This window comes from Arthrobacter sp. PM3 (genome assembly GCF_003352915.1).
Classification (GTDB): domain Bacteria; phylum Actinomycetota; class Actinomycetes; order Actinomycetales; family Micrococcaceae; genus Arthrobacter.
The window spans coordinates 4,312,813-4,336,998 of record NZ_CP022314.1 but is presented as its reverse complement, the minus strand read 5'-3'; the positions used below and the strand labels follow the sequence as shown (position 1 = coordinate 4,336,998).

Genomic DNA, 24,186 nt, shown 5'->3' with positions numbered 1-24,186 from the left:
GGCGGCCGGGCACGCGTGCCGGGCCGCCGGTGCCGTTGTTACTGCCGGGTCGGCCTGTGAGTCATGTCTCAGCGGAAGTACATCCGCCATATGGCATATTTGATGAATGGCAGAATTCAAGCAGTCCACCAAGCTTCATAATGTCCTTTACGACATCCGTGGACCGATTCTTCAGGCCGCCCAGCAGATGGAGGCGGAGGGTCACCGGATCCTCAAACTGAACATCGGAAACCCGGCCCCGTTTGGCTTTGAAGCGCCGGACGCGATCCTGGTGGACATGATCCGCCACCTGCCGCACGCCCAGGGCTACAGCGACTCCCGCGGCATTTTCTCCGCCCGGACCGCCGTCTCGCAGTACTACCAGACCCGCGGCATCCAGAACATCCACGTCGATGACATTTACCTGGGCAACGGTGTCAGTGAACTCATTACGATGTCGCTGATGGCCCTGCTCGACGGCGGCGACGAGGTCCTCATCCCCACCCCGGACTACCCGCTGTGGACTGCCTCGGTGGCGCTGGCCGGCGGCCGGCCGGTGCACTACCTCTGCGACGAGGAGACCGGCTGGCAGCCGGACCTGGAGGACATGGAAGCGAAGATCACCCCGCGCACCCGGGGCATCGTGGTCATCAATCCGAACAACCCCACCGGTGCCGTCTACCCGGAGGCGACGCTGAAGAAGATCGTCGCCCTGGCCGAGAAACACGGCCTGGTGATCTTCGCCGATGAAATCTACGAGAAGATCCTGTACGAAGACGCGGTCCACGTGAACCTCGCCGGGCTCACGGGCGACGACGTCCTGTGCCTGACCTTCAGCGGGCTCTCCAAGGCGTACCGGGTCTGCGGATTCCGGGCCGGCTGGATGGCCATCTCCGGGCCGAAGAAGGCTGCCGCGGATTACCTCGAAGGCATCAACCTGCTCGCCAACATGCGCCTCTGCGCCAATGTGCCGGCCCAGCACGCCATCCAGACCGCCCTCGGCGGCTACCAGAGCATCAACGACCTCATCCTGCCCGGCGGACGCCTTCTGGAGCAGCGGAACAAGGCCTACGACATGCTCAACGCCATCCCCGGCGTCAGCACGCAGCAGGCCCGCGGGGCCATGTACCTGTTCCCGCGGCTGGACCCGGAGGTCTATCACATCCGCGACGACGAGAAATTCGTCCTGGACCTGCTCAGGGAGCAGAAGATCCTCCTCTCCCACGGCAGGGCGTTCAACTGGGTGCGGCCGGATCACTTCCGGATGGTGACGCTGCCCAACGTCAAGGACCTTGAGGAAGCGATCAACCGGATGGCGGACTTCCTGAGCCGGTACAAGGGGAACTAGGCTTCGGTCAGCAGCGCAAAGGGGCTTTCGCCCCGCGGCCCGGGCTGCGTCGACCGGAAAGGGATGCTGATGGCAGGCTCCACGACATTCGATGAACACCCCTCGAAACTCCTGAAGGTCGGGAAGGGGTTCAGCCTCAAAGCGCTGGACCCCGATTCGACCCCCGGTTACGACGGCGAGAAGCCCGACGGCGAGGAACTGCTGGACAAGATGGACGACAAGCTCGCCCGGCTCCAGGAGCAGCTCTTCGCCGAGTCCCGGTTTGGCGGCACCAAACGGATCCTGCTGATCCTCCAGGCCATGGACACCGCCGGCAAGGGCGGCATTGTCACGCACGTCATGGGCGCCATGAATCCTCACGGTGTCCAGCTGAAGGCCTTCAAGGCACCCACTGCGGAAGAGAAGTCGTACGACTTCCTGTGGCGGATCGAGAAGGAAGTGCCGGCGGCCGGCATGGTGGGCGTCTTCGACCGCTCCCACTACGAGGACGTCCTGATCCACCGCGTCCACCGCTGGGCCAGCCCCGAGGAGCTGGAGCGCCGCTACCGTGCCATCAACGAGTTTGAGGCCCGGCAGACGGGGGCCGGGACCAAGATCGTCAAAGTGATGCTGCACATCAGCCGCGACGAGCAGAAGCAGCGACTTGTGGCCCGGCTGGACGATCCCGCCAAGCTCTGGAAGTACAGCAGCACGGACCTCAAGGAGCGGGCCTTCTGGGCCGACTACATGGACGCCTACCAGAAGGCCTTCGACAAGACCAGTACCGAGCAGGCGCCGTGGTACGTGGTCCCGGCCAACAAGAAGTGGTATGCACGTATCGTGGTGCAGCAGCTGCTCCTGGAAGCGCTCGAAAGCCTGAAGCTGCAGTGGCCGGTTCCGGACCTCGACGTCGACATGGAACGCGAGCTGGTGCAGCGGTCCTGAGCCGCTGTCCCGCCCTATAGTCCCGACGGATCGTGTTTGGCGGGTAGCCCCTCACGGGCCGTTTACTGGCCCTCCTCGGCCGCCTGTTCGCGTGCCGCGGCGAGCCGCTTGCGGGCGCCCTCCAGCCATTCCTCGCAGCGCTTGGCCAGGGCCTCGCCGCGCTCCCACAGCGCGAGTGATTCCTCCAGGCTGGCGCCGCCGGCCTCCAGTTTGCCGACCACGCCGACCAGCTGTTCGCGCGCGTCCTCGTAGCTCAGTGCCTCGATGTCGGCGTTGGGGGTGGGTTCTGCTGCCATGCGGGTGCTCCTTGGCTGTTGCTGGGTCTGATGGTTGATATCCGCCGGGTCAGTCCCCGGCGGGTTCCTGGCTGCCGGTGGACTCGCTGCCGGTGGATTGGGCGCTGAACCGGCCGCCAGCCACCCGGACCGTCAGGTCCGTGCCGGCGGGGGCCTGCGCGGGGTCCCGCACCACGTCCCGGCGGGTGCCCGGGGCGGCGCCGGCGACGGCGAGCTGGACCACCGCGTAGCCGCGGTCCAGCGTCTTCTGCGGGGAAAGCGCCCGCACCTGGGCCTTGAGGTGGACCAGTTGGTCGGCGGCCCGCACGACGGCGGTGCTGACGGCCGAGTGCGAGCGGACCTTGAGCCGTTCGACGTCGTCGTGGCGCTGGGTGATCATGACGTCCGGGGAGAGCAGCACCGGCCGGGAGCGCAGCGCGGCGAGCCGGTCGACCTCGCGTTCGACCAGCCGAGTGACCCCGCGCCGGAGGTGGTCGCGTGCCTGCCGGACCCGGGCGAGCTCCTCGGCGACGTCGGGAACTATCCGCTTGGCGGCGTCGGTGGGGGTGGAGGCCCTGAGATCGGCGACGTCGTCCAGGATCGGCCGGTCGGCCTCGTGCCCGATGGCGCTCACCACGGGCGTTGCGGCGCCGGCCACGGCCCGGATGAGCTCCTCGTTGCTGAACGGCAGCAGGTCCTCCAGGGAACCGCCGCCGCGGGCGATGACAATGACGTCGACCTCGGGGCGGGCATCGAGTTCCCGCAGTGCCGCGATCACCTGGGCGACGGCGGTGTTGCCCTGGACTGCGACTTCGCGGACCTCGAACTCCACGGCCGGCCAGCGCAGGGCCGCATTGCGCAGCACATCCTTCTTGGCGTCGGAGTCGCGGCCGGTGATCAGGCCGATCCGGTGCGGGAGCAGCGGCAGCCGCTTCTTGCGGGCGTCGGCGAAGAGGCCCTCTGCGGCCAGGGCCTGGCGCAGCCGCTCGATCCGGGCGAGGAGGTCGCCGAGGCCCACGGGCCGGATGTCCTTCACGGACATGCTCAGCCGCCCCGTCTTGAGCCAGAACTCGGCCTTGAGCAGGGCCACGACCCGGGAACCGCGTTCCAGCGGAGCGTCCTGCCGGTCCAGCACCGTGGTCCAGACCGACGCCGGCAACGAAATTTCGGCGTCGATGTCCCGCAGTGTCAGGTAGGCATTGCTGCCCCGCCGGTTCAGCTCGATGACCTGCCCCTCGACCCACGCCGAGGGCGCACGGTCGATATGCATCTTCAGCTTCTGGGACAGCAGCTGCAGGGGCCAGGGGTTGTCCGGGCTCGTCTGGGCCGCGGTCGCCGGCAGCGTGGTGGCCGCCTGTACGTCCTCAGGCATGCGCGGGCTCCGTGGCGGAGGGTGTCTGCCGGAGTGCCTGATGGAAGGCCTGGTGCATTTGCGTGCGTGTCCTTTGCCGTGGCGGGACCGCCGCCGGCGCTTCCCGGGGCAGGGAAGGCCGGCCGGCAGCCGGAAATTGTCTCTTGCAACTCTATCCATAGCTCTACCACCGGGGCCCGACTTTATGGCCATGCCGGACCCGCCATAGGATGGGAAGCATCCCAACGACTCCTAGGAATTCCTTGCGCACTTTTGTCTCCGCCGCCGCTGTACTGATCGGGCTCCTGATGACGGCAGTCGCCGTTCCGGCCATGTGGGTGGACCGAAACATCGTCCAGGAGGACGGCTTCGTGGCCCTGACCGCGCCGCTGGGCAAGGATCCGGCGTTCCAGCAGCGGCTGGCCACGGCCGCCGTCGACAGCCTCGTGTCCGGCGGGCGCATACCTGAGCCCCTCATCGAACTGGCCCGCCCGGTCCTCGAGAACGCCGCACAGTCGCTCACCGGCCTGCCCGGCTACTCCGACGCCTGGGCGGAAACTTTGCGCAGGAGCCACCGCCTCACGTTCGCCGACCCGTCGACGCTGCCGCCGGAAGCCGACGCGACGTCGTCACTCACCCTGGATGTCGCGCCATTGGCGGGGCTCGTGACCAAGCAGGTTTCGGACGCCGCCGGCCTGCCGCTGGAGGCGCCCGGGCAGGTGATGATCCACATCGGCCAGTCCAACCAGCGCCAGCTGATCGAACGCGTCACCGCCTACGCCCCGATGGGGTATGCCGTCGCCGTGGGTGCCGGTATCGCGTTCGCCCTGGCGTTTGTCGCGGCGCGGCGCCGGTGGGCCGTGCTGGCCGGCATCGGCACCGGGACGCTGGTGCTCGCCGGGATCTGGAAACTGGCTAGTGACGCCGCCGGAAGCGCCGTCCTCGGGACCACGAGCGGCACCGCCGTGGCAGAGGCGTTCAAGAACGAGTTTGTCGCGGCAAGTTCGGCCGGTTTCGATCAGTGGATCATCGCCGCCGCCGTGGCCGGAGCGGCCCTGCTGGTCACGGGACTCGCCGTCCGCGCCGCCGGAGGGCGCAAACGGGTGAACACCGAGCACCGGTAGCATGGGTGCATGACCACCACCGCTGTTTCCGTTCCAATGCCATCCGTTCCGCGCCGGCGGCGTTCACCGGAAGACGTGCTGGCGGCCGCCCCCGTCGCCGGCCCCAAAAAGGTCCTGCTGGCAGCCCCGCGCGGTTACTGCGCCGGGGTTGACCGGGCCGTCATCGCGGTGGAAAAGGCCCTGGAGCACTACGGCCCGCCCGTCTACGTGCGCAAGCAGATCGTGCACAACGTCCATGTGGTCAGCTCCCTTGAGGACAAGGGCGCCATCTTCGTCGACGAAACCGACGAGGTCCCCGAAGGTGCCCTGGTGATCTTCTCCGCGCACGGCGTCTCTCCCGCCGTCGTCCAGTCCGCCGAGGACCGCGGGCTGCGGACCATCGACGCGACCTGTCCGCTGGTCACCAAGGTGCACCGCGAAGCCGTCCGGTTCGCCAAGGACGACTTCGACATCCTGCTGATCGGCCACGACGGCCATGAGGAAGTGGAAGGCACCGCCGGCGAGGCGCCTGAGCACATCCAGATCATCAACGGCCCACACGAGGTCGACAAGGTCACCGTCCGCGATCCGGAGAAAGTCATCTGGCTGTCCCAGACCACCCTCAGCGTGGACGAGACCATGGAGACCGTCCGTCTCCTCAAAGAGCGCTTCCCCACCTTGCAGGATCCACCCAGCGACGACATCTGCTACGCGACCACGAACCGCCAGGTGGCCATCAAGAAGATCTCGCCCCAGGCCGACCTCGTGATCGTGGTGGGCTCCGCCAATTCTTCGAACTCCGTCCGCCTCGTGGAAGTCGCGCTGGAATACGGCGCCAAAGCCTCCTACCGCGTGGACTTCGCCAACGAGGTTGACGAGGCCTGGTTCGAGGGCGTCGCCACCGTTGGTGTGACCTCGGGCGCTTCTGTCCCGGAAGTGCTCGTCCAGGACGTGCTCCGGCTCCTGGCCGAGTACGGCTACGGATCCGTCGAGGAAGTGGTCACGGCCGAGGAGGACCTGCTCTTCTCCCTGCCGAAGGAACTGCGGGCCACCCTGAAGCAGGCCGGCGACGTCTCCCGCGCCCTGGGCGGGCGCGGCGCGCGGCCAGGGCAGTCGTAGGTCTCCAGTTCGGGTCTCCAGTTCAGGTCTCCGGGCATGGGCCGGAGACCTGAACCGGAGGTCTAAGCCGCGGACTCTTCCGACGTATCGCGCGGCTGCAGTTCCGGGGCAGCGACCGCGCGTGGAGTGACCTCGACGGCCGGCGGAGTGGCCAGACCGGCGGTCTCGAGGGCATTCAGTTTCCGGGCCGTCGGCAGCACCCGCGCCTCGAGGGTCCCGACCATCGAGTTGTACCGTTCCACAGAGGTCTTCAGCGAGGACCCGAGCTTCGCGACGTTCTCCCCAAGGGTGCCCATGCGGTCGTAGAGCTGCCGGGCGAGTTCGAAGAGTTCCCGGGCGCTGTCCGTCAGCACGTCCTGCCGCCACGTGAACGCCACGGACTTCAGTACCGCCAGCAGGGTCCCGGGCGAGGCCAGGACGACGTTCTTGGACAGCGCGTGGTCCAGCAGCGCCGGGTCCGCCGCGAGTGCCGCGGCCAGGATGGACTCCGCCGGAAGGAAGCAAACCACCAGCTCCGGCGAGTTGCCGGGAATGTCCCAGTACTTCTTGTTGCCCAGCGCGTCCACATGGGCTTTCAGGGCCTTGGCATGGGCGGCGAGGTGGGCCTGCTGGCCGCCGGGCTGCGGGGCCTCCCGGCCCGGCTGCGAGGCGCCGAGGTCCTGGGCGGCCAGATACGACGCCAGGGGCACCTTCGCGTCGACGACGAGCTGCTTGCCGCCGGGCAGCTGCACCACAAGGTCCGGCCGGAGGCTGCCGTCCGTGCCGCCGGGGGCCTGGCCGCTGTGGACCTGCTCGTGGAAATCCACGTGCCGCAGCATGCCGGCCGCCTCAACCACCCGGCGCAGCTGGACTTCACCCCACTGGCCGCGGGCGCTGTTGGAACGCAAAGCCGACTCCAGCGCATGCGTCGAGCGCAGCAGCTGCTCATCGGACAGCCGGGCCTCCTGCAGCTGCTGGGCGAGCTGTCCGTACTGCTCCAGCCGGTCCCGTTCCAGCAGGGACACCTGCTGCTGCACGGCCGTGAGCTTCTCCGCCACCGGCGCCAGAGCCCGCAGGACACTGCCGTCCTGGCTCCGGGATTCGCCCAGTTCCTTGTTCTGGGCCGCGAGCAGGCGCCGTTCGGCGTCGGCCGCGGCGAATTGGGCGCTGACGTCGGAAAGGCGGGCCGATACGCCGTCGAAATCCTGCTCCACGGCAAGGTAGCGCCGGCGGAGCAGGACATAGACGACGGCGGCGCCGGCAACGGCACCGGCGAGCAGCATGAACAGGGCGAGAATCAGTGCAAAAGCATCCATGGCTTCACTGTGGCATGCCCCTGTGACAGTTTCCGCCGCGCCACCCGGAGCAACCCCGATCCCGCCCCGGGACGGGCCCGCTCCGGCCGCGCGGCGGTCCGCCGCCGGTGCGGGTAGAATATATGCTCGTGGCTCTTACTATTGGCATCGTCGGACTGCCCAACGTCGGCAAATCAACCCTTTTCAACGCACTGACCCGCAACCAGGTCCTCGCGGCGAACTACCCGTTCGCCACGATCGAGCCCAACGTCGGCGTCGTGAACCTGCCGGATGCCCGGCTTGAAAAGCTGGCCGGCATCTTCGGCTCCCAGCGCCTCCTGCCGGCCGCCGTGTCGTTCGTGGACATCGCCGGCATCGTCAAGGGCGCGTCCGAGGGTGAAGGCCTGGGCAACCAGTTCCTCGCCAACATCCGCGAGGCCGAGGCGATCGCCCAGGTCGTGCGCGTGTTCGACGACCCGGATGTCATCCACGTCGACGGCAAGGTCGATCCCCGCTCCGACATGGAGACCATCAACACCGAGCTGATCCTGGCCGATCTGCAGACGATCGAAAAGGCGATCCCCAGGATCGAAAAAGAAGTCAAGATCAAGAAGCGCGAGGCCGCCGAACTGGCCGCCGTCAAGGCCGCCCAGGCGGTGCTGGAGCGCGGCGACACCATCTTCTCCTCGATCAAGAGCGACAAACTCGAGATGGAGCACCTCAAGGAACTCGGCCTGCTGACCGCCAAGCCCTTCATCTACGTGTTCAACTCCGACGAAGGCATCCTGGGCAGCCCGGAGAAGCAGGCGGAACTGCGTGCCCTCGTGGCCCCGGCAGACGCTGTCTTCCTGGACGCCAAGCTGGAGTCTGACCTCGTGGAGCTCGACGAGGCGGAGGCCCGCGAGATGCTGGAGATGAACGGCCAGGACGAATCCGGCCTGGACCAGCTGGCTCGCGTCGGTTTCCACACCCTCGGGCTCCAGACCTACCTCACTGCCGGCCCGAAGGAAACCCGTGCCTGGACTATCCGGCAGGGCGACACCGCCCCGCAGGCGGCCGGCGTGATCCACTCCGATTTCCAGCGCGGCTTCATCAAGGCCGAAGTCGTCTCCTTCGATGACCTCATCGAGGCCGGCTCCATGGCCGAGGCAAAGGCCCGCGGCAAGGTCCGGATCGAAGGCAAGGATTACGTCATGGCCGACGGCGACGTGGTGGAGTTCCGCTTCAACGTTTAGGGCCTGACGCTCATTCTGTCAGAGCGCCGCCCGGTACTTTCGAGTACCGGGCGGCGTCTTGGTCTGACCCTGCCGGGCGGGAAGCGTGGCGCCCTTGTCGAAGGGAGATGCCCTCAGCCGTGCCCGGACTGGACACGTCCGGGCCTGGGGGCTGGCGCCGCCTCGCCACGATTGGGCATGTCCTTTCTTGGTGGGCAGGCCGAGACAGAATGTCCAGATGTCCGCCGGCAACGTCGACAAATGAGCATGTCCCACTCGGAAAGAGGGTAAGAGCGGGCATGTCCTCCTGGACGGTTTACGACTGGACATATCCTCAGATGAGGGGCGGTAAGAATGAGCATGTCCAGTGGATCGGGCGGGTGAGTGGCATGTCCGCAGGAAGTGGCCCCAAACTGCGGCTGCGAAGGAACCACGTAGGCCGGACGGCGCGATCCGGTGATGCATCCCGTGAGATCTCCTCTCTAATGCCTTACGGCTCAATGTCTGGCGACCGTTGGTCCGTGGCCTCAAGTTGTCCACATATGGCAGGATTCTGGCCCGGGCAGCATGCAGTCCCATCAAGATCGTTGTATGGGAATCAGATACTACGCATACGCGTTTGAGAGCGATCAGACCGAGAAAGCACTTGCTGACCCCCTCACCGTGATCGGCTCCGACCCGCTCGCGGACGCGTGTGGCCTCGAACCCGGCTTCACTCAGGGCGTCACAGACTTCCGGCAATCCCTGCCGGAACGCGACCTCCTCTACCTCGACAAGGCATGGCCGTACCTCCAGCGGCTCACTGCTCCGCGTTCTTCGGATGCGGCGGCCAGAGCGGCCTACCGAATGTTCGAAGGGGAGGTGACATACGCCGACGATGGTTTTACGTGGCGCCCATGGGTGCGCGCGCTTCCGCCTCGCGACGTCGCACTGATCGCCCGGGACCTTGAATCGATCAACGACGCCGACATCAAGGCCGGCCTGAGCGGGTCCTGCTCGTCTGGTCAGTTGTTGGAGTCCGAGTTGGCCTATGCCACCGCGTCCCTGCATAGAGCCAGAGGCTTCGTCCACGCGGTGGCCTCGGACGGGCGGGGATTCGCCTGCATGATCGGTTGACAACGGTTCCGCTTTAACCTGAACCCTGGGACGTGCGAGGGGCCGCTAAGAACATCTGTTCTTAGCGGCCCCTCGTCTTGTCAGTTGTTTAAGGCTTCCGCGGCGATTATGCGGGCGAGGTCGGATGGGCGACTCCACATCGGCCAGTGGCCCGTCGGAAGGTCGACGTAGTGAACGCTCTTGAGATTGGCAACCTCGGCGAACATGGGATGACCGGCCTTGGTCAGTTCCGTGATCTGGGAGCTCGTCATTGAGCAGCAAACGAAGGTGGTGGGTACGTCGAAGCGGGCGTCATTGGTGACGTGCACGATCTGACGAAGCACGGGTCCGGGCTCGGACACCGCACGTTCGCGGAACCGCTGCAGTTGATCGGCGTTCAGGCCCTCAAGGCTGGCTTGCTCCCCGAGCATCTCGAAGGGCGGCAGCGAGAGCCCCTCCGCCTCCTGTGGAAAATCGGGCGCGAACGCGATCCCTGGCGTTGCCGGCCCGCTGTCAACCCAAATCACTCGATTGATCAGCCCGGGGTGCTGATTTAGCACAAGACTCACCGGTGCATTGGCTCCGCTATGGGCCACGACGACCACCGGACCCGAGTTGGCCCTGGCGGCCCGTTCGATGGCCGCGGCCTGCTCGTCCAGCGTCCGGGTCATCCGGTCGGTATCTGTTTCGTCGAGTCCGGGCAGCGTCAGGGGGATCGCCCGGTGGCCCAAGGACGTCAGGTGCTCCAGGACTGCGTCCCATGCCCAGGCTCCCAGCCAGTGGCCGGGGATGAGAAGGATCGTCGAATCGCTTGTGTCGGTTGTCATGCCACCATCCTCACCCGCCTCTTGGACAACGGTATGGCACTATTTGTGGCATGGTTTCGTGATGGGTGGGAGAGATGAAAAGAGTGGAGCGGCTCCACGCTATGTCGGAGATGTTGCGCCGCAGCGGGTCCCGGGGCTGCACGGCCGACCGTCTGGCCAACGAGTTCGGTGTCTCTGTCCGCACGGTCAAGAGAGACATCGATGCGCTTGAGAACAGCGGGGCTCCGATCTGGTCCCGTCCGGGACCTCGCGGCGGATACGGTCTGGCGACCCAAGCTGACCTCCCGCCTGTGCGCCTGACGCCGGCTCAAGCGGTGGCTCTTCTCGCGGCGGTTTCAGCTGCCCCTGATGCGCCGTACGCTGATCTCGCCTCGGTCGCCATCAGGAAGATCGTGGACGTGCTCGATCCTCGGACCCGGGTAAAGGTCGATGAACTGGCACGCCGCATCTGGGTGAATACGGATGAGCCTGGAACACGGGCCGTCAGGTCGGCGCTGGAGGAAGCGATGTCCGAGCAGCGGGTAGTTCGTATCCGCTACATCGCACAGCAGGGCAGTAAGACCACCCGGGATGTGGAGCCGGTAATCTTCGCCTCAACGAACGGAAGCTGGTACCTGATTGGCTGGTGCCGGCTGCGCAACGAAATGCGCTGGTTTCGCGTGAGCCGCATCGAGCACGCCACCGTGACACAGGAAGCCTGCGGCACCCACGGCGCTAAGGAGATCGGAGTCCCGCCAGCAACGTCCAGGTCAGTGCACGTTGACGATTGATGTATGACTCCGGGGTGGCTTAGGCCTTGCTGGTGGCCGCCGCACCTGACCTAGGATCGATCCATGACGACACTTGAGGGTGCGGTTGTTCTTGTAGTCGGCGCGACCGGCGGGCTCGGGTCGCGTATCGCAAACCAGTTGGAGGGCAAGGGCGCCATCGTCGCCCGCTCATCAAGGTCCGGCGGACACGATCTGCGCACTCCCTCGGTCATCCGGGAGGTGCTGGAGGGTACAACGGCGCAGCACGGACGACTTGACGGGCTGGTGGTTGCGTCCGGGGTTGTCGCCTTCGGCGCCGTGACGGACCTGGAACCTGCCACGGTGGACGAACTCTTCGCCGTGAACACCACTAGCGCGATCCAGCTCATCGCCCAGAGCCGGCCCTACCTCGCGGCCTCGGCCCGTGAAAGTCGGGAGCCCTTCGTGGTCACTCTGAGCGGTGTCGTCGCTGAGGCACCCGTCGCTGGACTGGCCGCCTACTCGGCGTCGAAGGCCGCACTTGCGGCGTTTGTTGTCGCGGCGGGCCGCGAGTACCGGCGCGCGGGTATCCGCATCATCGACGCCCGGCCGGGCCACACCGGCACCGCCCTATCCGAGCATCCGATCGCCGGCGAAGCGCCGCGATTCGGCGCGGCCCTGGACCCGGACCTGGTTGCGGCGCGGATTGTCACCGCGATCGTCGACGGCGAGAAAGACCTGCCCAGCACCGCCTTCTAGCACCAGCCGGACTCAACCAGCCGATCGAACACGTGGCCCGGCGCCGGAATCAGGCCCCGGGAACGTTGCAGGTGTGCCCGTCGGGGTCCATGGGGTAACCGCACAGCGGGCACGTCGGACGCCCCGCGCCCACGATCTCCCGGGTGCGCTTGGCGAAGGCTCGTGCGGTTCCCACCGGCATGCGCACCAGCAGCATTTCGCGGTCGGAAGCGTCGTCGTCGAACGGGTCGTCGTCGTCGTCGGCGTCGCTGTCGGTAATCGGGTAAACCTCGATGACGATCTGGGCCGTGGTCGGGTCCCACCCCAGGGTCATGGCGCCAGCACGAAACTGCTCCTGGACGGCCTCCAGCTGGTCGTTGTCGACAAGTTCAATCGGCGTGATCGTGGGCACGCTGAAGGGATTGCCCTCGACGGTGCTGAGCTGGTCGAGGACCTCGTCGATCTTCTCGGCAAGCTGAGCCGACTGCTGCTTCTCCAGGGCAATACTCACGATCTGCATCCCTGCGCGCACCTGCAGGTAGAACGTTCGCGCCCCCGGAACGCCGATGGTGCCAACGACGACCCGATCGGGCCAGGAAAACTCGTGAACACGGGCAGACATGTCAATAGTTTAGGCACGTAGGGGCGCAATGGTTCGCGGATCGGGGCTTTTCATGGGAGTGGGGCTTTTAGCCTCTTGTTTCCCCGCCGTCAATGTTTCTCTGCGATGTTGTGACCGGCGGAACCCGGCCAATGTTGCAGCTCTGTAACGAACTTTACGGTGAGTCAACTTTGGTGGCTCGCAGCAGCATTTGGGGTTTACGCTTCATGCCATGTGAGACGTCCCACACTGCCGCTGGGGGAGTGTGGGCGTCTGTCCGGTGCTCTCGGCGCCGGTCTCACCCACACCACAGAAACAAGGAGGCGGAATGCGCTTGGGTCGTATTTCCAAAGCAGTGGGCGTGGCAGCAGCGGCTGCCATCGCCCTCAGCGCCTGCGCGGGCAACAGTGGCGGGACAACCCCGACCACCGCGGCCGCAGCAAGCAAGCAAGGCGGATCGGCAACCGTAGTCGAGGTCAACGCGTTCAACACGTTCAACCCGAACACGGCTGACGGCAACACTGACATCAACTCGAAGATCAGTTACGCCACGCACTCGGGCTTCTTCTACATCGACAACAAGCTCAACGTTGTCCGCAACGAGAAGTTCGGCAAGATGGAAAAGGTCTCGGACGATCCGCTGACAGTCAAGTACACCATCAATGACGGCGTGAAGTGGTCGGACGGGACGCCTGTCACCTCCGCCGACCTGCTGTTGCAGTGGGCCGCGTTCTCGGGCTACTACAACGACGCCGATGCTGAGGCCAAGACCGGCACGTCGTACTTCTCCTACGCGGGAGACCCGACCGGCATCGCCCTCACCGACTTCCCGGAACTCAGTGACGACGGCCGCTCCATGACGCTGAAGTACTCCAAGCCCTTCGCCGACTGGGAAATCGCCCTCGGCGGCCCCGGCATCGACATCCCGGCGCACGTACTGGCCAAGAAGGCCGGCCTGGCGGACACCAAGGCGTTCGTCGACCTGCTCAAGGGCATGCCGCGCGGCGACTCCAAGGCCCCCAAGCCGGCGAACGCGCAGCTGAAGGCCATGGCGGACATGTGGAACACCGGCTTTGACACCAAGACCCTGCCGGCGGACCCGAGCCTGTACCTCTCCAACGGCCCGTTTATCGTCAAGAGCGTCAACCAGGACCAGTCCCTGACCATGGTCAAGAACAAGGACTACAACTGGGGCCCCACCGCCAACCTGGACGAAATCACCGTCCGCTACATCGGTGAGGCACCCGCCCAGGTGCAGGCACTGAAGAACGGCGAAGCCGACATCATCGCCCCGCAGGCTTCCGCCGACACGGTAGAGCAGCTGAAGGCGCTTGAGAGTCAGGGCGTGACGGTCGACGTCGGAAACCAGCTCGCGTACGACCACATCGACCTGAACTACTCGGGCCCGTTTGCCGACAAGAACGTCCGCGAGGCGTTCATGAAGGTCGTTCCGCGTACGGACATTGTTGACAAGATCGTCAAGAAGCTTGACCCGAAGGCCGCGCCGCTTGACTCCCAGCTCTTCGTCCCGGACCAGGCCCCGTACGCCGACTCCGTGAAGAACAACGGCTCCTCCGCCTACCAGAACGTCGACATCGAAGGCGCCAAGAAGCTCCTCAACGGTGCCACCCCTGAAGTACGCATCATGTACAACAAGGACAACCCCAACCGTGTCGACGCCTACACCCTGATCAGCGAATCCGCCACCAAGGCCGGCTTCAAGATCGTCGACGGCGGCCTCGGCAAGTCCGACTGGGGCAAGGCCCTCGGTAACGGCAGCTACGACGCCACCATCTTCGGCTGGAGCAACTCCGGTGTCGGCGTGTCCGGTGTCCCGCAGATCTTCAAGTCGGGCAACGACTCGAACTTCAACCAGTTCACCGACCCGGAAGCCGACAAGCTGATGGATGAACTGATCGTCACCACCGACAAGAGCAAGCAGGACGACCTCGTGACGCAGATCGACAAGAAGATCTGGGACTCGGCCTACGGCCTGCCCCTGTTCCAGTCCGTTGGCGTGGACGCCTACAGCGACCGCATCACCGGCGTGAAGTACATGCCGAACCAGACCGGTGTTTGGTGGAACTTCTGGGAATGGGCACAGAAGTAGCCCGCGACCTCGAGTAACACTGCTGGAAAGGCGTCGGGACCACAGATTTTCCGGTCCCGACGCCTTTCTGGTGACATCCCTGGCGAGGCCGTGGTCCTGACGCCACATCGGCGGGAACCGGCCAAACTCCGCGACCGGTCCGGGCAATCCCCGGACCCGAATTCCGAGGTTCTACTCCAATGGTGACCTACATCTTCCGGCGGCTTGTGACTGCCGCCCTCATCCTTCTCGGCGCATCCTTCTTCGTGTATCTCCTGACAGCGGCGTCCGGCGATCCCCTGGAGGAATTCCGCGCCAGCAACTCTCCGCAAAAGCAGCAGCTCATGGACGCGAGGACCGAGCTCCTGCAGCTGGACACCCCCGCCCCGCTGCGGTATTTCAAATGGCTCGGCGGGGCCGCCCAGTGCCTTGTTCCCTTTGCCAACTCCTGTGACCTCGGGAAAAACATCGCCGGCCAGCCCGTCACCGAGGCACTCGGGTTCGCGCTGATCCAGACCCTGACCCTCGTCACCGGGGCCACCGTGCTCGCCATCCTGATCGGCATCACCCTGGGCATCATCACCGCCCTGCGGCAGTACAGCACGCTGGACTACGGCGTGACGTTCATGGCCTTCCTGTTCTTCTCCCTGCCGATCTTCTGGGTCGCCGTCCTGCTTAAGGAATTCGGCGCCATCGGCTTCAACAACTTCCTGCGAAACCCTGAGGTGCCGCTGTCCGTTTCCCTGGGCATCGGCGTGGTCCTCGGCGCCGTGACGGCCGTCGCGGCCGGCGGGGCCATGAAGCGCCGGCTGCTGGCCGGCGGCGTCGTCTTTGTGTTCGTTACCGCGGTGCTCATCTACTTCTCCGCCACCGAATGGTTCAAGACGCCGGGCCTGGGCCCGGTGGTCATCGCCATCGCCGGTGCCGGAATCGCCTTCGCCGTCACCCTGCTGTCCGCCGGACTGAAGAACCGCAGGGCCCTGCAGTCGGCCCTGATCGCCGTCGGAGTCGGGGTCGTGCTGTATTTCGTCCTTCAGCCGCTGCTCAACGAGGCCACGTTCCTGATGATCGTGCTGCTGGCGGTCGCCTTCGTCCTGATCGGGGTCGGCATCGGCTACCTGATGGGCGGTTATGACCGCGGGCAGTCCATGCGGGCGGCGGCCATCACCTCGTTCCTGGTCGGCTTCCTGATTGTCCTGGACCGCTTCATGCAGGCCTGGCCCAGCTACTTCAACAACAGCCGTGTCCGCGGCCGGCCCATCGCCACGATCGGGGCGAGCACGCCGAACATCGAGGGCGACTTCTGGGTCCTGGGCCTGGACTCCTTCACCCACCTGATCCTGCCCACCCTTGCCCTGATCCTCATTTCGTTGGCCAGCTACACCCGGTTCACCCGGGCCTCGATGCTGGAAATCATGAACATGGACTACATCCGCACGGCCCGTGCCAAGGGCCTGAGCGAGCGGACCGTCGTCATGCGCCATGCGTTCCGCAACGCCCTGATCCCGATCGCCACCATCGTGGCCTTCGACATCGGAGCCCTGATCGGCGGCGCCGTCATCACCGAAACCGTCTTCTCGGTCCGCGGCATGGGCTTCCTCTTCCTGGACGGGATCGCGCACGTCGATCCCAACCCGGTCATGGGGGTCTTCATCTGTGTCGCCATCACGGCCATGGTCTTCAACCTCATTGCGGACCTCGCCTACTCCGCACTGGATCCGCGCGTAAGGGTAAAAGCATGAGCCAGCCAAGTCAGCAGGAAGAAATCATGGCAGAAGACGCCTCGTCACGGCCGTCGGATGCAGCCGGCATCGAGCCGGTCCTCGAGGCCAAGGGCCTCAGCCAGGGCCAGATCGTCCGCAAGCGGTTCCTCGGCCACTCCGGTGCCATCGCCGGCCTCGTGGTCTTCGCCGCCATTTTCATCATGGCCTTCACCTCCGTGGGGTACCTGGGCATCCCCGGCTGGTGGAAGTACAGCCACACGGAAGTCTCGCCCCTGGTCAACGACGGCGCGCCGACGTCCTCGCTGTGGCCCCTGGCCTGGGGCGAACATCCGTTCGGCCAGGACCGGATCGGCCGCGACCTCTTCGCCATGACCATGCGCGGCGCGCAGCAGTCGATCACCATCATGATCGTCATCGGGCTGATCGCCGGCCTGATCGGCGTGGTGGTCGGTGCGATCTCCGGTTACTTCCGCGGCTGGGCCGAGGCCGTCCTGATGCGCCTGACCGACGTCATCATCATTATTCCCGCACTGCTCCTTGCCGCGGTCATGGCACAGCTCGCCGGCCGCCGGGACCAGGGGAGCTGGTTCGCGTCCTTTGCCAGCACCAACGGCGTCCTGGCCCTCGGCATCTTCCTGGGCCTGATCAGCTGGGTCGCCCTCGCCCGACTCATGCGCGGCGAGTTCCTGTCCCTGCGCGAACGTGAGTTCGTGGATGCGGCCCGGATATCCGGCGCCAGCAACGCGCGGATCATCTTCAAGCACATCCTGCCCAACGCCGTCGGCGTGCTGATCGTCAACGTCACCCTGACCATGTCCGCGGCAATCCTCACCGAGACGGCGCTAAGCTACCTGGGCGTGGGCGTCAAGGCACCGGACACCTCCCTGGGCCTGCTCATCTCGCAGAACCAGCAGGCCTTCGCCACCCGGCCCTGGCTCTTCTGGTACCCGGGGCTGTTCATCGTGCTCATCTGCCTCAGCATCAACTTCATCGGCGACGGACTCCGGGACGCCTTTGACCCGCGGCAGAAGAAGTTCAACGCCAAAAAGGCCACCGAGCAGGGCACGACGGCGGGGCAGGCCGGCGCCGTCACCGCCCTCGGCGCCCCGGCGCCCGAGGCGCCCCACGACGGACCTGCAGACGGAACACAAGGCAAGTAAATGCCCCGGCCCTGCAATTGCGTGCTAGCCGGCGGTCACCGCCAGCCAGCTCGCCGCCACAAGCAGTACGACGGCGCCGATCGCCGCCCAGCGGACCGTGACGGTCACTGCGGTGGTGTCGGCGTCGCCGGCGGCGAGCTGCCCGCTCTCCACAAGCGCCTGCCAGCGTGCCCGCACCAGCATGGCCGCCTGGCCCGAATCCGTGGTTTTCAGGTCCCCGGGACGCACCGACTTGCCGGGCCCGTAACTGGTGGCCGGCAGGCCGTGGAGGTCCTCCGGCCGGGCATTGCGGCCGCCCCAGATTCCGGGGGCGGGCGCGGCCCAGGACGTATAGCTCTTCGCGGCAGTGACCAGGGTCAGCGCATAGCGGGTGTCCACATGCACCAGCGCCGCCCACGGGACCTCGACCGAGCGGAACGGATTTTCCAGGGTCACGCCGGCGTCGTGCACCACCACGGACGGCATCCAGAACAGCTGCCAGCCCAGGTAGGCGATCAGCGCCAGCGGAGCGATGCCCGCCAGGCCCCCGGGACCTGCCATGAGCACCGTGACCGCGACACCGAACGCGGCCACCGCCCAAGACAGCCACGCGAACCACTTGTTCGTTCTTGCTTTGAAGACTTCAACGTTTCCGGCGTGCGGCGCAGAGCTCATGCCCCTAATAATTCAGTATTCCGGCCCGCAGCACTAATTTCCGGTGCACCGGCGGTCCGGGCGGAAGGATGGCACCATCATGACTGACTTCATCACCCTCGACCCGCCGGCAGCACCCGCCCCGGGCAACGGGGAACCCGTCCTGGAGGTCCGGAACCTCAGCGTGGATTTCGGCGTGGACAAGAAGTGGGTCCCGGCCGCGATCGGCCTGAACTACGAGGTGCGCGCCGGTGAAGTGCTCGCCATCGTGGGGGAGTCCGGGTCCGGGAAGAGCGCCAGTTCCATGGCCCTGCTGGGCCTGCTGCCCAGCAACAGCCGTGTGAGCGGCAGCGTCAAGCTCGGCGGACGGGAACTGCTGGGAAGCGATGCGAGCAACATCCGGGCCGTCCGCGGCAAGGACGTCGCGGTGATCTTCCAGGAGCCCATGACGGCCCTGAACCCGGTCTACACCGTCGGCGCGCAGATCGTGGAGACGGTCCGGCTGCACAACGAGGTCTCCCCGGAGGAAGCCAGGCTCCGCGCCCTGCGCATGCTGGAACTGGTCGAACTGCCCGACCCGGAGAAGGCCTTCCGGTCCTACCCGCACCAGCTCTCCGGCGGACAGCGCCAGCGCGCCATGATCGCGCAGTCGCTCTCCTGCGACCCCAAACTGCTCATTGCGGACGAGCCCACCACGGCCCTGGACGTGACCGTCCAGGCCGAAATCCTGGACCTCATGCGCAACCTGCGCAACAAGCTGGACAGCGCCATTGTGCTCATCACCCACGACATGGGCGTGGTGGCCGACCTCGCCGACCGCATCGCCGTGATGCGCAAGGGGCTCATCGTGGAGACCGGGACAGCCGGGCAGATCTTCCACAATCCGCAGCACGACTACACCCGGGCGCTGCTGGCCGCGGTTCCGCACCTGGGCCAGGGCGGCGCGGATTCCGGGGAGGACGTCGATGTCACGGCCGCCCTTGCCGCGGCCACCCACGCCGAACTGCAGTCCGTCCCCGAGTCCGAGCTGATCCGCCGGGAGCGGGAGAACGCGGCCGCCCTGGCCGCGGCCGAGGCCGCCAAACCGAAGGGCGACCCGGTCCTGGAGCTCAGCGACGTCGCCATCGAATACCCCAAGCAGGGCCGCGTGCCGGCGTTCCGGGCCGTGGAAGGCGCCAACCTGGTGATCTATCCCGGACAGGTGGTCGGCCTCGTGGGCGAGTCCGGCTCCGGCAAGACCACGATCGGCCGGGCCGCCGTCGGCCTGCTGCCGGTCGCGGCGGGCACCATGCGGGTGGTCGGGCAGGACATTTCCGCGGCCAAGAAGAACGGCCGGCAGCTGCACGAGATGCGCCGGCATGTCGGCATGGTGTTCCAGGATCCGTCCTCGTCCCTGAACCCGCGGCTGCCCATCGGCGAGAGCATCGGCGAGCCGATGTTCCTGGCGGGCGTCGCGAAAGGCGCCGAGCTGCAGCACCGGATCGAGGCGCTCCTGGACCAGGTGGAGCTCCCGCGCGACTACCGCAACCGCTACCCGCACGAACTCTCCGGCGGCCAGAAGCAGCGCGTGGGCATCGCGCGTGCCCTCTCGCTCAAACCCAAGCTGATGGTCGCGGACGAACCCACCTCAGCCCTGGACGTGTCCGTCCAGGCCAAGGTGCTGGACCTCTTCCAGAACCTGCAGAAGGAGCTCGGCTTCGCCTGCCTCTTCGTCACCCACGACCTCGCGGTGGTGGATGTCCTCGCGGACCGGATCTGCGTCATGCAGCGCGGCAGGATCGTGGAACAGGGGACCCGGGACCAGATCCTGCGCAACCCCCAGGAACCCTACACCCAGCGGCTTCTGGCGGCCGTTCCGCTGCCGGATCCGGACAAGCAGCGCGAGCGGCGTGAACTGCGCGCGCAGCTTCTCTCGGGGGCGAGCTGAGGGCCCGCCGGGAGGGGGCTCACAGCCGGATTCGGGCCGGATTTGGGTTAATTTGCTGTAACCCGGATCACAGGAAAGGCGTATCCTACCAGCCAGTAGCGTGTGACTTGAAATGCTTTCCGCTTGACGTTAACCGTCATGAGGTTGTCGGATCACGGTTTGGCAACGGAGTTCCAACATTTGGACATTATGGGGCTAGGCTACTTCCTTATGTAGGCCACGTCACAGGGGATACCCCTGTGCCTGCTTACGGGGAAGCATAAGTTTTTCCCTCAGAACTCCCACAACTCATAGGAGGCGGAATGCGTTTTTCGCGCACTTCCAAAGCACTGGGCATGGTGGCTATCGCCGCCCTTGCCCTGACCGGATGCGGCGCCAGCGGCGCCGCAAACGGTAGCGGCAGTACCGGCGGCAACACCAGCAAAGTGATCATCGCCGACGGCTCCGAACCCCAGCGTCCCCTGATGCCCGCCGACACCAATGAAGTTGGCGGCGGCAAGGTCATCGACATGATCTTCGCGGGCCTGGTCAGCTACGACGCCAACGGCAAGCCGGTCAACGAACTCGCCGAGTCCATCGAGGGCAAGGACGGCCAGCACTTCACGATCAAGATCAAGAAGGACCAGAAGTTCACCAACGGCGAGGCCATCACGGCCAAGACCTTCGTCGATTCCTGGAACTTCGGCGCCGCAGCCAAGAACGCACAGCTCAGCGGCGGTTTCTTCGAAAGCATCAAGGGCTACGACGAGGCCAGCGCGGAAGGCTCCACGGTCGAGACCATGTCCGGCCTGAAGGTCGTTGACGACCAGACCTTCACGGTCGAACTGAAGCAGCCGGAATCCGACTGGCCGCTCCGCCTGGGCTACACCGCATTCGTTCCGGTTCCCTCCGGCGCCCTGAAGGACCCGAAGGGCTTCGGCGAGAAGCCGGTCGGCAACGGCCCCTACAAGCTCGCGGACGGCGGCTGGCAGCACAACGTGCAGATCCAGCTCGTTCCGAACCCGGACTACAACGGCCCCCGCAAGGCCAAGAACGCCGGCGTGACGTTCAAGATCTACCAGAACGACGACGCCGCCTACCAGGACCTGCTGGCCAACAACCTGGACATCCTCCAGGTCATCCCGACCAGCGCGCTGAAGAACTACAAGTCCGACCTCGGCGACCGCACCATCAACAAGCCGTACGCCGGCAACCAGACCATCGCCATCCCGGAATACCTGCCGGAATGGAGCGGCGAGGCCGGTAAGCTCCGCCGCCAGGCGATCTCCATGGCGATCAACCGGGACGAGATCACGAAGGTGATCTTCAGCGGCGCACGCCAGCCCGCCAAGGACTTCACCGCTCCGGTGCTTGACGGCTACAGCGACTCGATCCCGGGTGCCGAGAACCTGACGTTCAACGCCGACAAGGCCAAGGAAGCCTGGGCCAAGGCCGACGCCATCCAGAAGTGGGACGCCAACAAGACGTTCACCATTGCCTACAACGCCGACAAGGGCGGACACAAGGCCTGGGTTGAAGCTGTGGTCAACCAGCTCAAGAACACGCTCGGCATCAAGGTTGAAGGCAAGCCGTACGCCACCTTCAAGGAAGCCCGCAACGACGCCACCGCCAAGACCCTCACCGGCTCCATCCGCGCCGGCTGGCAGGCAGACTACCCGTCGCTGTACAACTTCCTCGGCCCGATCTACAAGACCGGTGCCGGCTCCAACGACGCCAACTACGCCAACCCGGCGTTCGACAAGGCCATCTCCGACGGCCTGAACGCCTCGTCCGTTGCCGACGGCAACAAGGCCATGAACAAGGCCCAGGAAACCCTCCTGACCGACCTGCCGGCCATCCCCCTGTGGTACCAGGTTGCCCAGGGCGGCTGGAGCGACAAGGTCGCCAACGTTGACTACGGCTGGGACGGCGTCCCGCTGTACTACAACGTCACCGGCAAGTAAATAAAACGACGACGGCGGGGGCCGCCCACACTGGGGCCTCCGCCGTCGTCGTGTTTCCCCCGCTTTCATTTCTAAATGCCCGGCTCTCCGGGCGAACTTTTCGCAGCCCTGCCGCCGTGAGTGAACCGGCGCCGGCCTGCAGCCATAGTGAAAAGGTTCTTTGATGAACAACTCCGCCGCATCCCTGGACAGGATGCCTTCCAACGAGGGTGTGACTCGCTGATGTCGACCTACATCCTCAAGCGTTTCCTGCAACTGATTCCCGTGTTCCTGGGCGCCACACTGCTGGTCTACTTCCTGGTCTTCAGCCTCCCCGGCGACCCCATCGTGGCACTGTTCGGCGACAAGCCGGTCAACGAGGCCGTCGCGGCCAAGCTGCGTGCGCAGTACAACCTGGACCAGCCGTTCTGGATGCAATACCTCCTCTACCTCAAGAGCATCTTCACCTTCGACCTCGGCCAGGACTTCTCCGGGCGCCCCATCGCCGCGGTGCTCGGCGAGGTCTTCCCCGTCACGGCCCGGCTGGCCATCATGGCGCTGATCTTCGAAGGCTTCTTCGGCATCCTGTTCGGCCTCATCGCAGGCCTGCGCAAGGGCAAGCTCTTCGACGCCACCGTCCTGGTCGCATCCCTGATCGTGATCGGCATCCCGATCTTCGTCCTGGGCTTCCTGCTGCAGTTCACCATCGGTGTCCAGCTCGGCTGGGCCAAGCCCACCGTCAGTTCCGCCGCGACCATCCCGGACCTGATCCTGCCGGCGATCGTGCTGGGGCTGGGATCCTTCGCCTACGTCCTGCGCCTGACCCGTACCAGCGTCATCGAAAACATGAACGCCGACTACGTGCGCACCGCCACCGCCAAGGGCCTGTCCCGGTTCAAGGTGGTCCGGGTCCACATCCTGCGCAACTCCCTGATTCCGGTCATCACGTTCCTGGGCGCCGACCTCGGCGCCCTGATGGGCGGCGCGATCGTCACCGAAGGCATCTTCAACGTCCCGGGCGTGGGCAACCGGCTCTACCGGGCCGTGCTGTCGGGCGAGGGACCCACCGTGGTCTCGATCGTCACCGTCCTGGTGCTGATCTACTGCCTGTCCAACCTGCTCGTTGACCTGCTTTACGCCTGGCTTGACCCGAGGATCCGCTATGACTCCTGAGAACACCACCGCACGGCACGCCGTGTCCCTCCGTCCGGGCCGCCGGATCGAGCACTTCGTGGCCGACGTCTCCGAGACCCCGCTCCAGGCGACGGACCGGGTCAAGGACGAGGCCGCGCCGCTGAGCCTGTGGGGCGAGGCCTGGAAGAACCTGCGCAAGCAGCCGCTGTTCCTCATCTCCGCCTTCCTGATCCTCGTGGTCGTGGCGGTCTCCGTCTTCCCCGGGCTGTTCTCGCCGATCGACCCGACGTCGGAAGCGTGCCAGCTGGCCAACTCCGACGCCGGCCCGGCCGCCGGCCACCCGCTGGGCTTCACCCAGCAGGGCTGCGACGTCTATGCCCGCGTCATCTTCGGCACCCGCTCCTCCGTGACGGTGGGCCTGTTCACCACCCTCGGCGTGCTCCTGATCGGTGGCATCTTGGGTGCCGTGGCCGGGTACTACGGCGGCTGGATCGACTCGGTCCTGGCCCGCATCAACGACATCTTCTTCGCCCTGCCCCTGATCCTGGGTGCGATCGTGCTCATGCAGCTGCCGATGTTCCGGACCAACCGGACGGTCTGGACGCTGGTGCTCATCCTGGTGGTCTTCGGCTGGCCGCAGATCGCCCGCATCACCCGCGGCGCGGTCATCGAGGTCCGGAACGCCGACTTCGTCAAGGCCGCCCGGTCACTTGGCGTGTCGAAGTTCAGTGCCCTCATGCGCCACGTCCTGCCGAACTCGCTGGCCCCGATCATCGTCGTGGCCACCATTTCGCTGGGCACGTTCATCGTGGCCGAATCCACGCTGTCCTTCCTGGGCATCGGGCTGCCGCCCAGCGTCATGTCCTGGGGCAACGACATCCAGGCGGCGCAGGCCTCCCTCCGGTCCAACCCGATGCCGCTGCTCTACCCGGCCATCGCGCTGTCCATCACCGTCCTGAGCTTCATCATGCTGGGCGACGCCCTGCGTGATGCGCTCGATCCCAAAGCCCGCAAGCGATGA

At 66.0% G+C, this 24,186-nt stretch carries 21 protein-coding genes; 15 read left to right on the top strand and 6 right to left on the bottom strand.

The genetic code is table 11. The features are described from left to right. Positions 1–106: 106 nt before the first annotated feature. Together CFN17_RS19700 and CFN17_RS19695 are read left to right on the top strand one after the other, a co-directional pair. Positions 107–1,327, top strand: coding sequence for a pyridoxal phosphate-dependent aminotransferase (locus tag CFN17_RS19700; protein WP_208749343.1), 1,221 nt, complete (start codon positions 107–109; stop codon positions 1,325–1,327). A 69-nt stretch (positions 1,328–1,396) separates the two neighbouring features. After that, positions 1,397–2,251 carry a polyphosphate kinase 2 family protein gene (locus tag CFN17_RS19695; protein ID WP_208749342.1) on the top strand — a complete coding sequence of 285 codons (855 nt, stop codon included), beginning with the start codon at positions 1,397–1,399 and terminating at the stop codon, positions 2,249–2,251. A gap of 62 nt (positions 2,252–2,313) precedes the next feature. Here CFN17_RS19695 and CFN17_RS19690 read toward each other — a convergent pair whose 3' ends face one another. Next, positions 2,314–2,547, bottom strand: coding sequence for an exodeoxyribonuclease VII small subunit (locus CFN17_RS19690; RefSeq protein WP_208749341.1), 234 nt, complete (start codon positions 2,545–2,547; stop codon positions 2,314–2,316). A 49-nt stretch (positions 2,548–2,596) separates the two neighbouring features. Next, a complete protein-coding gene (xseA, locus tag CFN17_RS19685) occupies positions 2,597–3,898 on the bottom strand; it encodes an exodeoxyribonuclease VII large subunit (protein ID WP_208749340.1) in 1,302 nt (433 codons plus the stop codon). Between the two features lie 242 nt (positions 3,899–4,140). Here xseA and CFN17_RS19680 point away from each other — a divergent pair, with 242 nt between their 5' ends. Both CFN17_RS19680 and CFN17_RS19675 read left to right on the top strand, forming a co-directional pair. Beyond that, positions 4,141–5,001: a hypothetical protein gene (locus tag CFN17_RS19680; RefSeq protein ID WP_208749339.1), complete on the top strand. Its 861-nt coding sequence runs from the start codon at positions 4,141–4,143 to the stop codon at positions 4,999–5,001. 9 nt (positions 5,002–5,010) lie between these two features. Then, positions 5,011–6,099 (top strand): 4-hydroxy-3-methylbut-2-enyl diphosphate reductase, encoded by a 1,089-nt coding sequence (locus CFN17_RS19675; protein WP_208749338.1) that lies wholly within the window; start codon positions 5,011–5,013, stop codon positions 6,097–6,099. A 62-nt stretch (positions 6,100–6,161) separates the two neighbouring features. Here CFN17_RS19675 and CFN17_RS19670 read toward each other — a convergent pair whose 3' ends face one another. Continuing rightward, complete coding sequence (locus tag CFN17_RS19670) at positions 6,162–7,394, bottom strand: DNA recombination protein RmuC (protein WP_208749337.1); 1,233 nt, start codon at positions 7,392–7,394, stop codon at positions 6,162–6,164. A gap of 128 nt (positions 7,395–7,522) precedes the next feature. On the opposite strand from CFN17_RS19670, the gene ychF reads away from it, so the two are divergent. Next, entirely contained in the window at positions 7,523–8,608 is a 1,086-nt protein-coding gene (ychF, locus tag CFN17_RS19665; RefSeq protein ID WP_208749336.1) for a redox-regulated ATPase YchF, read from the top strand. A gap of 570 nt (positions 8,609–9,178) precedes the next feature. Next, positions 9,179–9,703: a DUF1877 domain-containing protein gene (locus CFN17_RS19660; protein WP_208749335.1), complete on the top strand. Its 525-nt coding sequence runs from the start codon at positions 9,179–9,181 to the stop codon at positions 9,701–9,703. 80 nt (positions 9,704–9,783) lie between these two features. Here the strand turns inward: CFN17_RS19660 and CFN17_RS19655 are convergent, their stop codons facing one another. Then, complete coding sequence (locus tag CFN17_RS19655; protein WP_208749334.1) at positions 9,784–10,509, bottom strand: alpha/beta fold hydrolase; 726 nt, start codon at positions 10,507–10,509, stop codon at positions 9,784–9,786. Between the two features lie 74 nt (positions 10,510–10,583). Here CFN17_RS19655 and CFN17_RS19650 point away from each other — a divergent pair, with 74 nt between their 5' ends. Together CFN17_RS19650 and CFN17_RS19645 are read left to right on the top strand one after the other, a co-directional pair. Then, the gene (locus tag CFN17_RS19650; protein ID WP_208751610.1) at positions 10,584–11,279 is read left to right on the top strand and encodes a YafY family protein; all 696 of its coding nucleotides are present in this window, start codon (positions 10,584–10,586) and stop codon (positions 11,277–11,279) included. 63 nt (positions 11,280–11,342) lie between these two features. Beyond that, positions 11,343–11,996, top strand: a complete 654-nt coding sequence (locus tag CFN17_RS19645; protein ID WP_208749333.1) for an SDR family oxidoreductase — start codon at positions 11,343–11,345, stop codon at positions 11,994–11,996. Between the two features lie 49 nt (positions 11,997–12,045). Here the strand turns inward: CFN17_RS19645 and CFN17_RS19640 are convergent, their stop codons facing one another. Next, complete coding sequence (locus CFN17_RS19640; RefSeq protein WP_208749332.1) at positions 12,046–12,597, bottom strand: DUF3090 domain-containing protein; 552 nt, start codon at positions 12,595–12,597, stop codon at positions 12,046–12,048. Between the two features lie 307 nt (positions 12,598–12,904). On the opposite strand from CFN17_RS19640, the gene CFN17_RS19635 reads away from it, so the two are divergent. From CFN17_RS19635 to CFN17_RS19625, 3 genes are all read left to right on the top strand, one after another. After that, positions 12,905–14,686, top strand: a complete 1,782-nt coding sequence (locus CFN17_RS19635; protein ID WP_208749331.1) for an ABC transporter family substrate-binding protein — start codon at positions 12,905–12,907, stop codon at positions 14,684–14,686. A gap of 179 nt (positions 14,687–14,865) precedes the next feature. Then, a complete protein-coding gene (locus CFN17_RS19630; protein WP_208749330.1) occupies positions 14,866–16,407 on the top strand; it encodes an ABC transporter permease in 1,542 nt (513 codons plus the stop codon). A gap of 26 nt (positions 16,408–16,433) precedes the next feature. After that, positions 16,434–17,549, top strand: a complete 1,116-nt coding sequence (locus CFN17_RS19625) for an ABC transporter permease (RefSeq protein ID WP_208751609.1) — start codon at positions 16,434–16,436, stop codon at positions 17,547–17,549. A 24-nt stretch (positions 17,550–17,573) separates the two neighbouring features. On the opposite strand, the gene CFN17_RS19620 is transcribed toward CFN17_RS19625, so the two are convergent. Further along, a complete protein-coding gene (locus tag CFN17_RS19620) occupies positions 17,574–18,203 on the bottom strand; it encodes a PH domain-containing protein (RefSeq protein WP_208749329.1) in 630 nt (209 codons plus the stop codon). A gap of 79 nt (positions 18,204–18,282) precedes the next feature. Between CFN17_RS19620 and CFN17_RS19615 the strand changes: the two genes are divergently transcribed. The 4 genes from CFN17_RS19615 (at position 18,283) to CFN17_RS19600 (ending at position 24,186) form a co-directional block, all read left to right on the top strand. Further along, complete coding sequence (locus CFN17_RS19615) at positions 18,283–20,109, top strand: ABC transporter ATP-binding protein (RefSeq protein WP_208749328.1); 1,827 nt, start codon at positions 18,283–18,285, stop codon at positions 20,107–20,109. Positions 20,110–20,411: 302 nt separating this feature from the next. Continuing rightward, positions 20,412–22,052, top strand: a complete 1,641-nt coding sequence (locus CFN17_RS19610; RefSeq protein ID WP_208749327.1) for an ABC transporter substrate-binding protein — start codon at positions 20,412–20,414, stop codon at positions 22,050–22,052. Between the two features lie 222 nt (positions 22,053–22,274). After that, positions 22,275–23,204 carry an ABC transporter permease gene (locus CFN17_RS19605; RefSeq protein ID WP_208749326.1) on the top strand — a complete coding sequence of 310 codons (930 nt, stop codon included), beginning with the start codon at positions 22,275–22,277 and terminating at the stop codon, positions 23,202–23,204. Beyond that, a complete protein-coding gene (locus CFN17_RS19600) occupies positions 23,194–24,186 on the top strand; it encodes an ABC transporter permease (protein ID WP_208749325.1) in 993 nt (330 codons plus the stop codon). Before CFN17_RS19605 ends, CFN17_RS19600 begins: the two co-directional genes overlap by 11 nt.

Bases quoted from the DNA above. Each gene is read 5' to 3' on its own strand.
- CFN17_RS19695 (WP_208749342.1), top strand. From the start codon at position 1,397: ATGGCAGGCTCCACGACATTCGATGAACACCCCTCGAAACTCCTGAAG.
- CFN17_RS19620 (WP_208749329.1), bottom strand. From the start codon at position 18,203: ATGAGCTCTGCGCCGCACGCCGGAAACGTTGAAGTCTTCAAAGCAAGA.
- CFN17_RS19630 (WP_208749330.1), top strand. From the start codon at position 14,866: ATGGTGACCTACATCTTCCGGCGGCTTGTGACTGCCGCCCTCATCCTT.
- CFN17_RS19660 (WP_208749335.1), top strand. From the start codon at position 9,179: ATGGGAATCAGATACTACGCATACGCGTTTGAGAGCGATCAGACCGAG.
- CFN17_RS19605 (WP_208749326.1), top strand. From the start codon at position 22,275: ATGTCGACCTACATCCTCAAGCGTTTCCTGCAACTGATTCCCGTGTTC.
- CFN17_RS19650 (WP_208751610.1), top strand. From the start codon at position 10,584: ATGAAAAGAGTGGAGCGGCTCCACGCTATGTCGGAGATGTTGCGCCGC.
- CFN17_RS19700 (WP_208749343.1), top strand. From the start codon at position 107: ATGGCAGAATTCAAGCAGTCCACCAAGCTTCATAATGTCCTTTACGAC.
- CFN17_RS19625 (WP_208751609.1), top strand. From the start codon at position 16,434: ATGGCAGAAGACGCCTCGTCACGGCCGTCGGATGCAGCCGGCATCGAG.
- CFN17_RS19635 (WP_208749331.1), top strand. From the start codon at position 12,905: ATGCGCTTGGGTCGTATTTCCAAAGCAGTGGGCGTGGCAGCAGCGGCT.
- xseA (WP_208749340.1), bottom strand. From the start codon at position 3,898: ATGCCTGAGGACGTACAGGCGGCCACCACGCTGCCGGCGACCGCGGCC.
- CFN17_RS19690 (WP_208749341.1), bottom strand. From the start codon at position 2,547: ATGGCAGCAGAACCCACCCCCAACGCCGACATCGAGGCACTGAGCTAC.
- CFN17_RS19600 (WP_208749325.1), top strand. From the start codon at position 23,194: ATGACTCCTGAGAACACCACCGCACGGCACGCCGTGTCCCTCCGTCCG.
- CFN17_RS19615 (WP_208749328.1), top strand. From the start codon at position 18,283: ATGACTGACTTCATCACCCTCGACCCGCCGGCAGCACCCGCCCCGGGC.
- CFN17_RS19670 (WP_208749337.1), bottom strand. From the start codon at position 7,394: ATGGATGCTTTTGCACTGATTCTCGCCCTGTTCATGCTGCTCGCCGGT.
- CFN17_RS19675 (WP_208749338.1), top strand. From the start codon at position 5,011: ATGACCACCACCGCTGTTTCCGTTCCAATGCCATCCGTTCCGCGCCGG.
- CFN17_RS19640 (WP_208749332.1), bottom strand. From the start codon at position 12,597: ATGTCTGCCCGTGTTCACGAGTTTTCCTGGCCCGATCGGGTCGTCGTT.
- CFN17_RS19610 (WP_208749327.1), top strand. From the start codon at position 20,412: ATGCGTTTTTCGCGCACTTCCAAAGCACTGGGCATGGTGGCTATCGCC.
- CFN17_RS19655 (WP_208749334.1), bottom strand. From the start codon at position 10,509: ATGACAACCGACACAAGCGATTCGACGATCCTTCTCATCCCCGGCCAC.
- CFN17_RS19645 (WP_208749333.1), top strand. From the start codon at position 11,343: ATGACGACACTTGAGGGTGCGGTTGTTCTTGTAGTCGGCGCGACCGGC.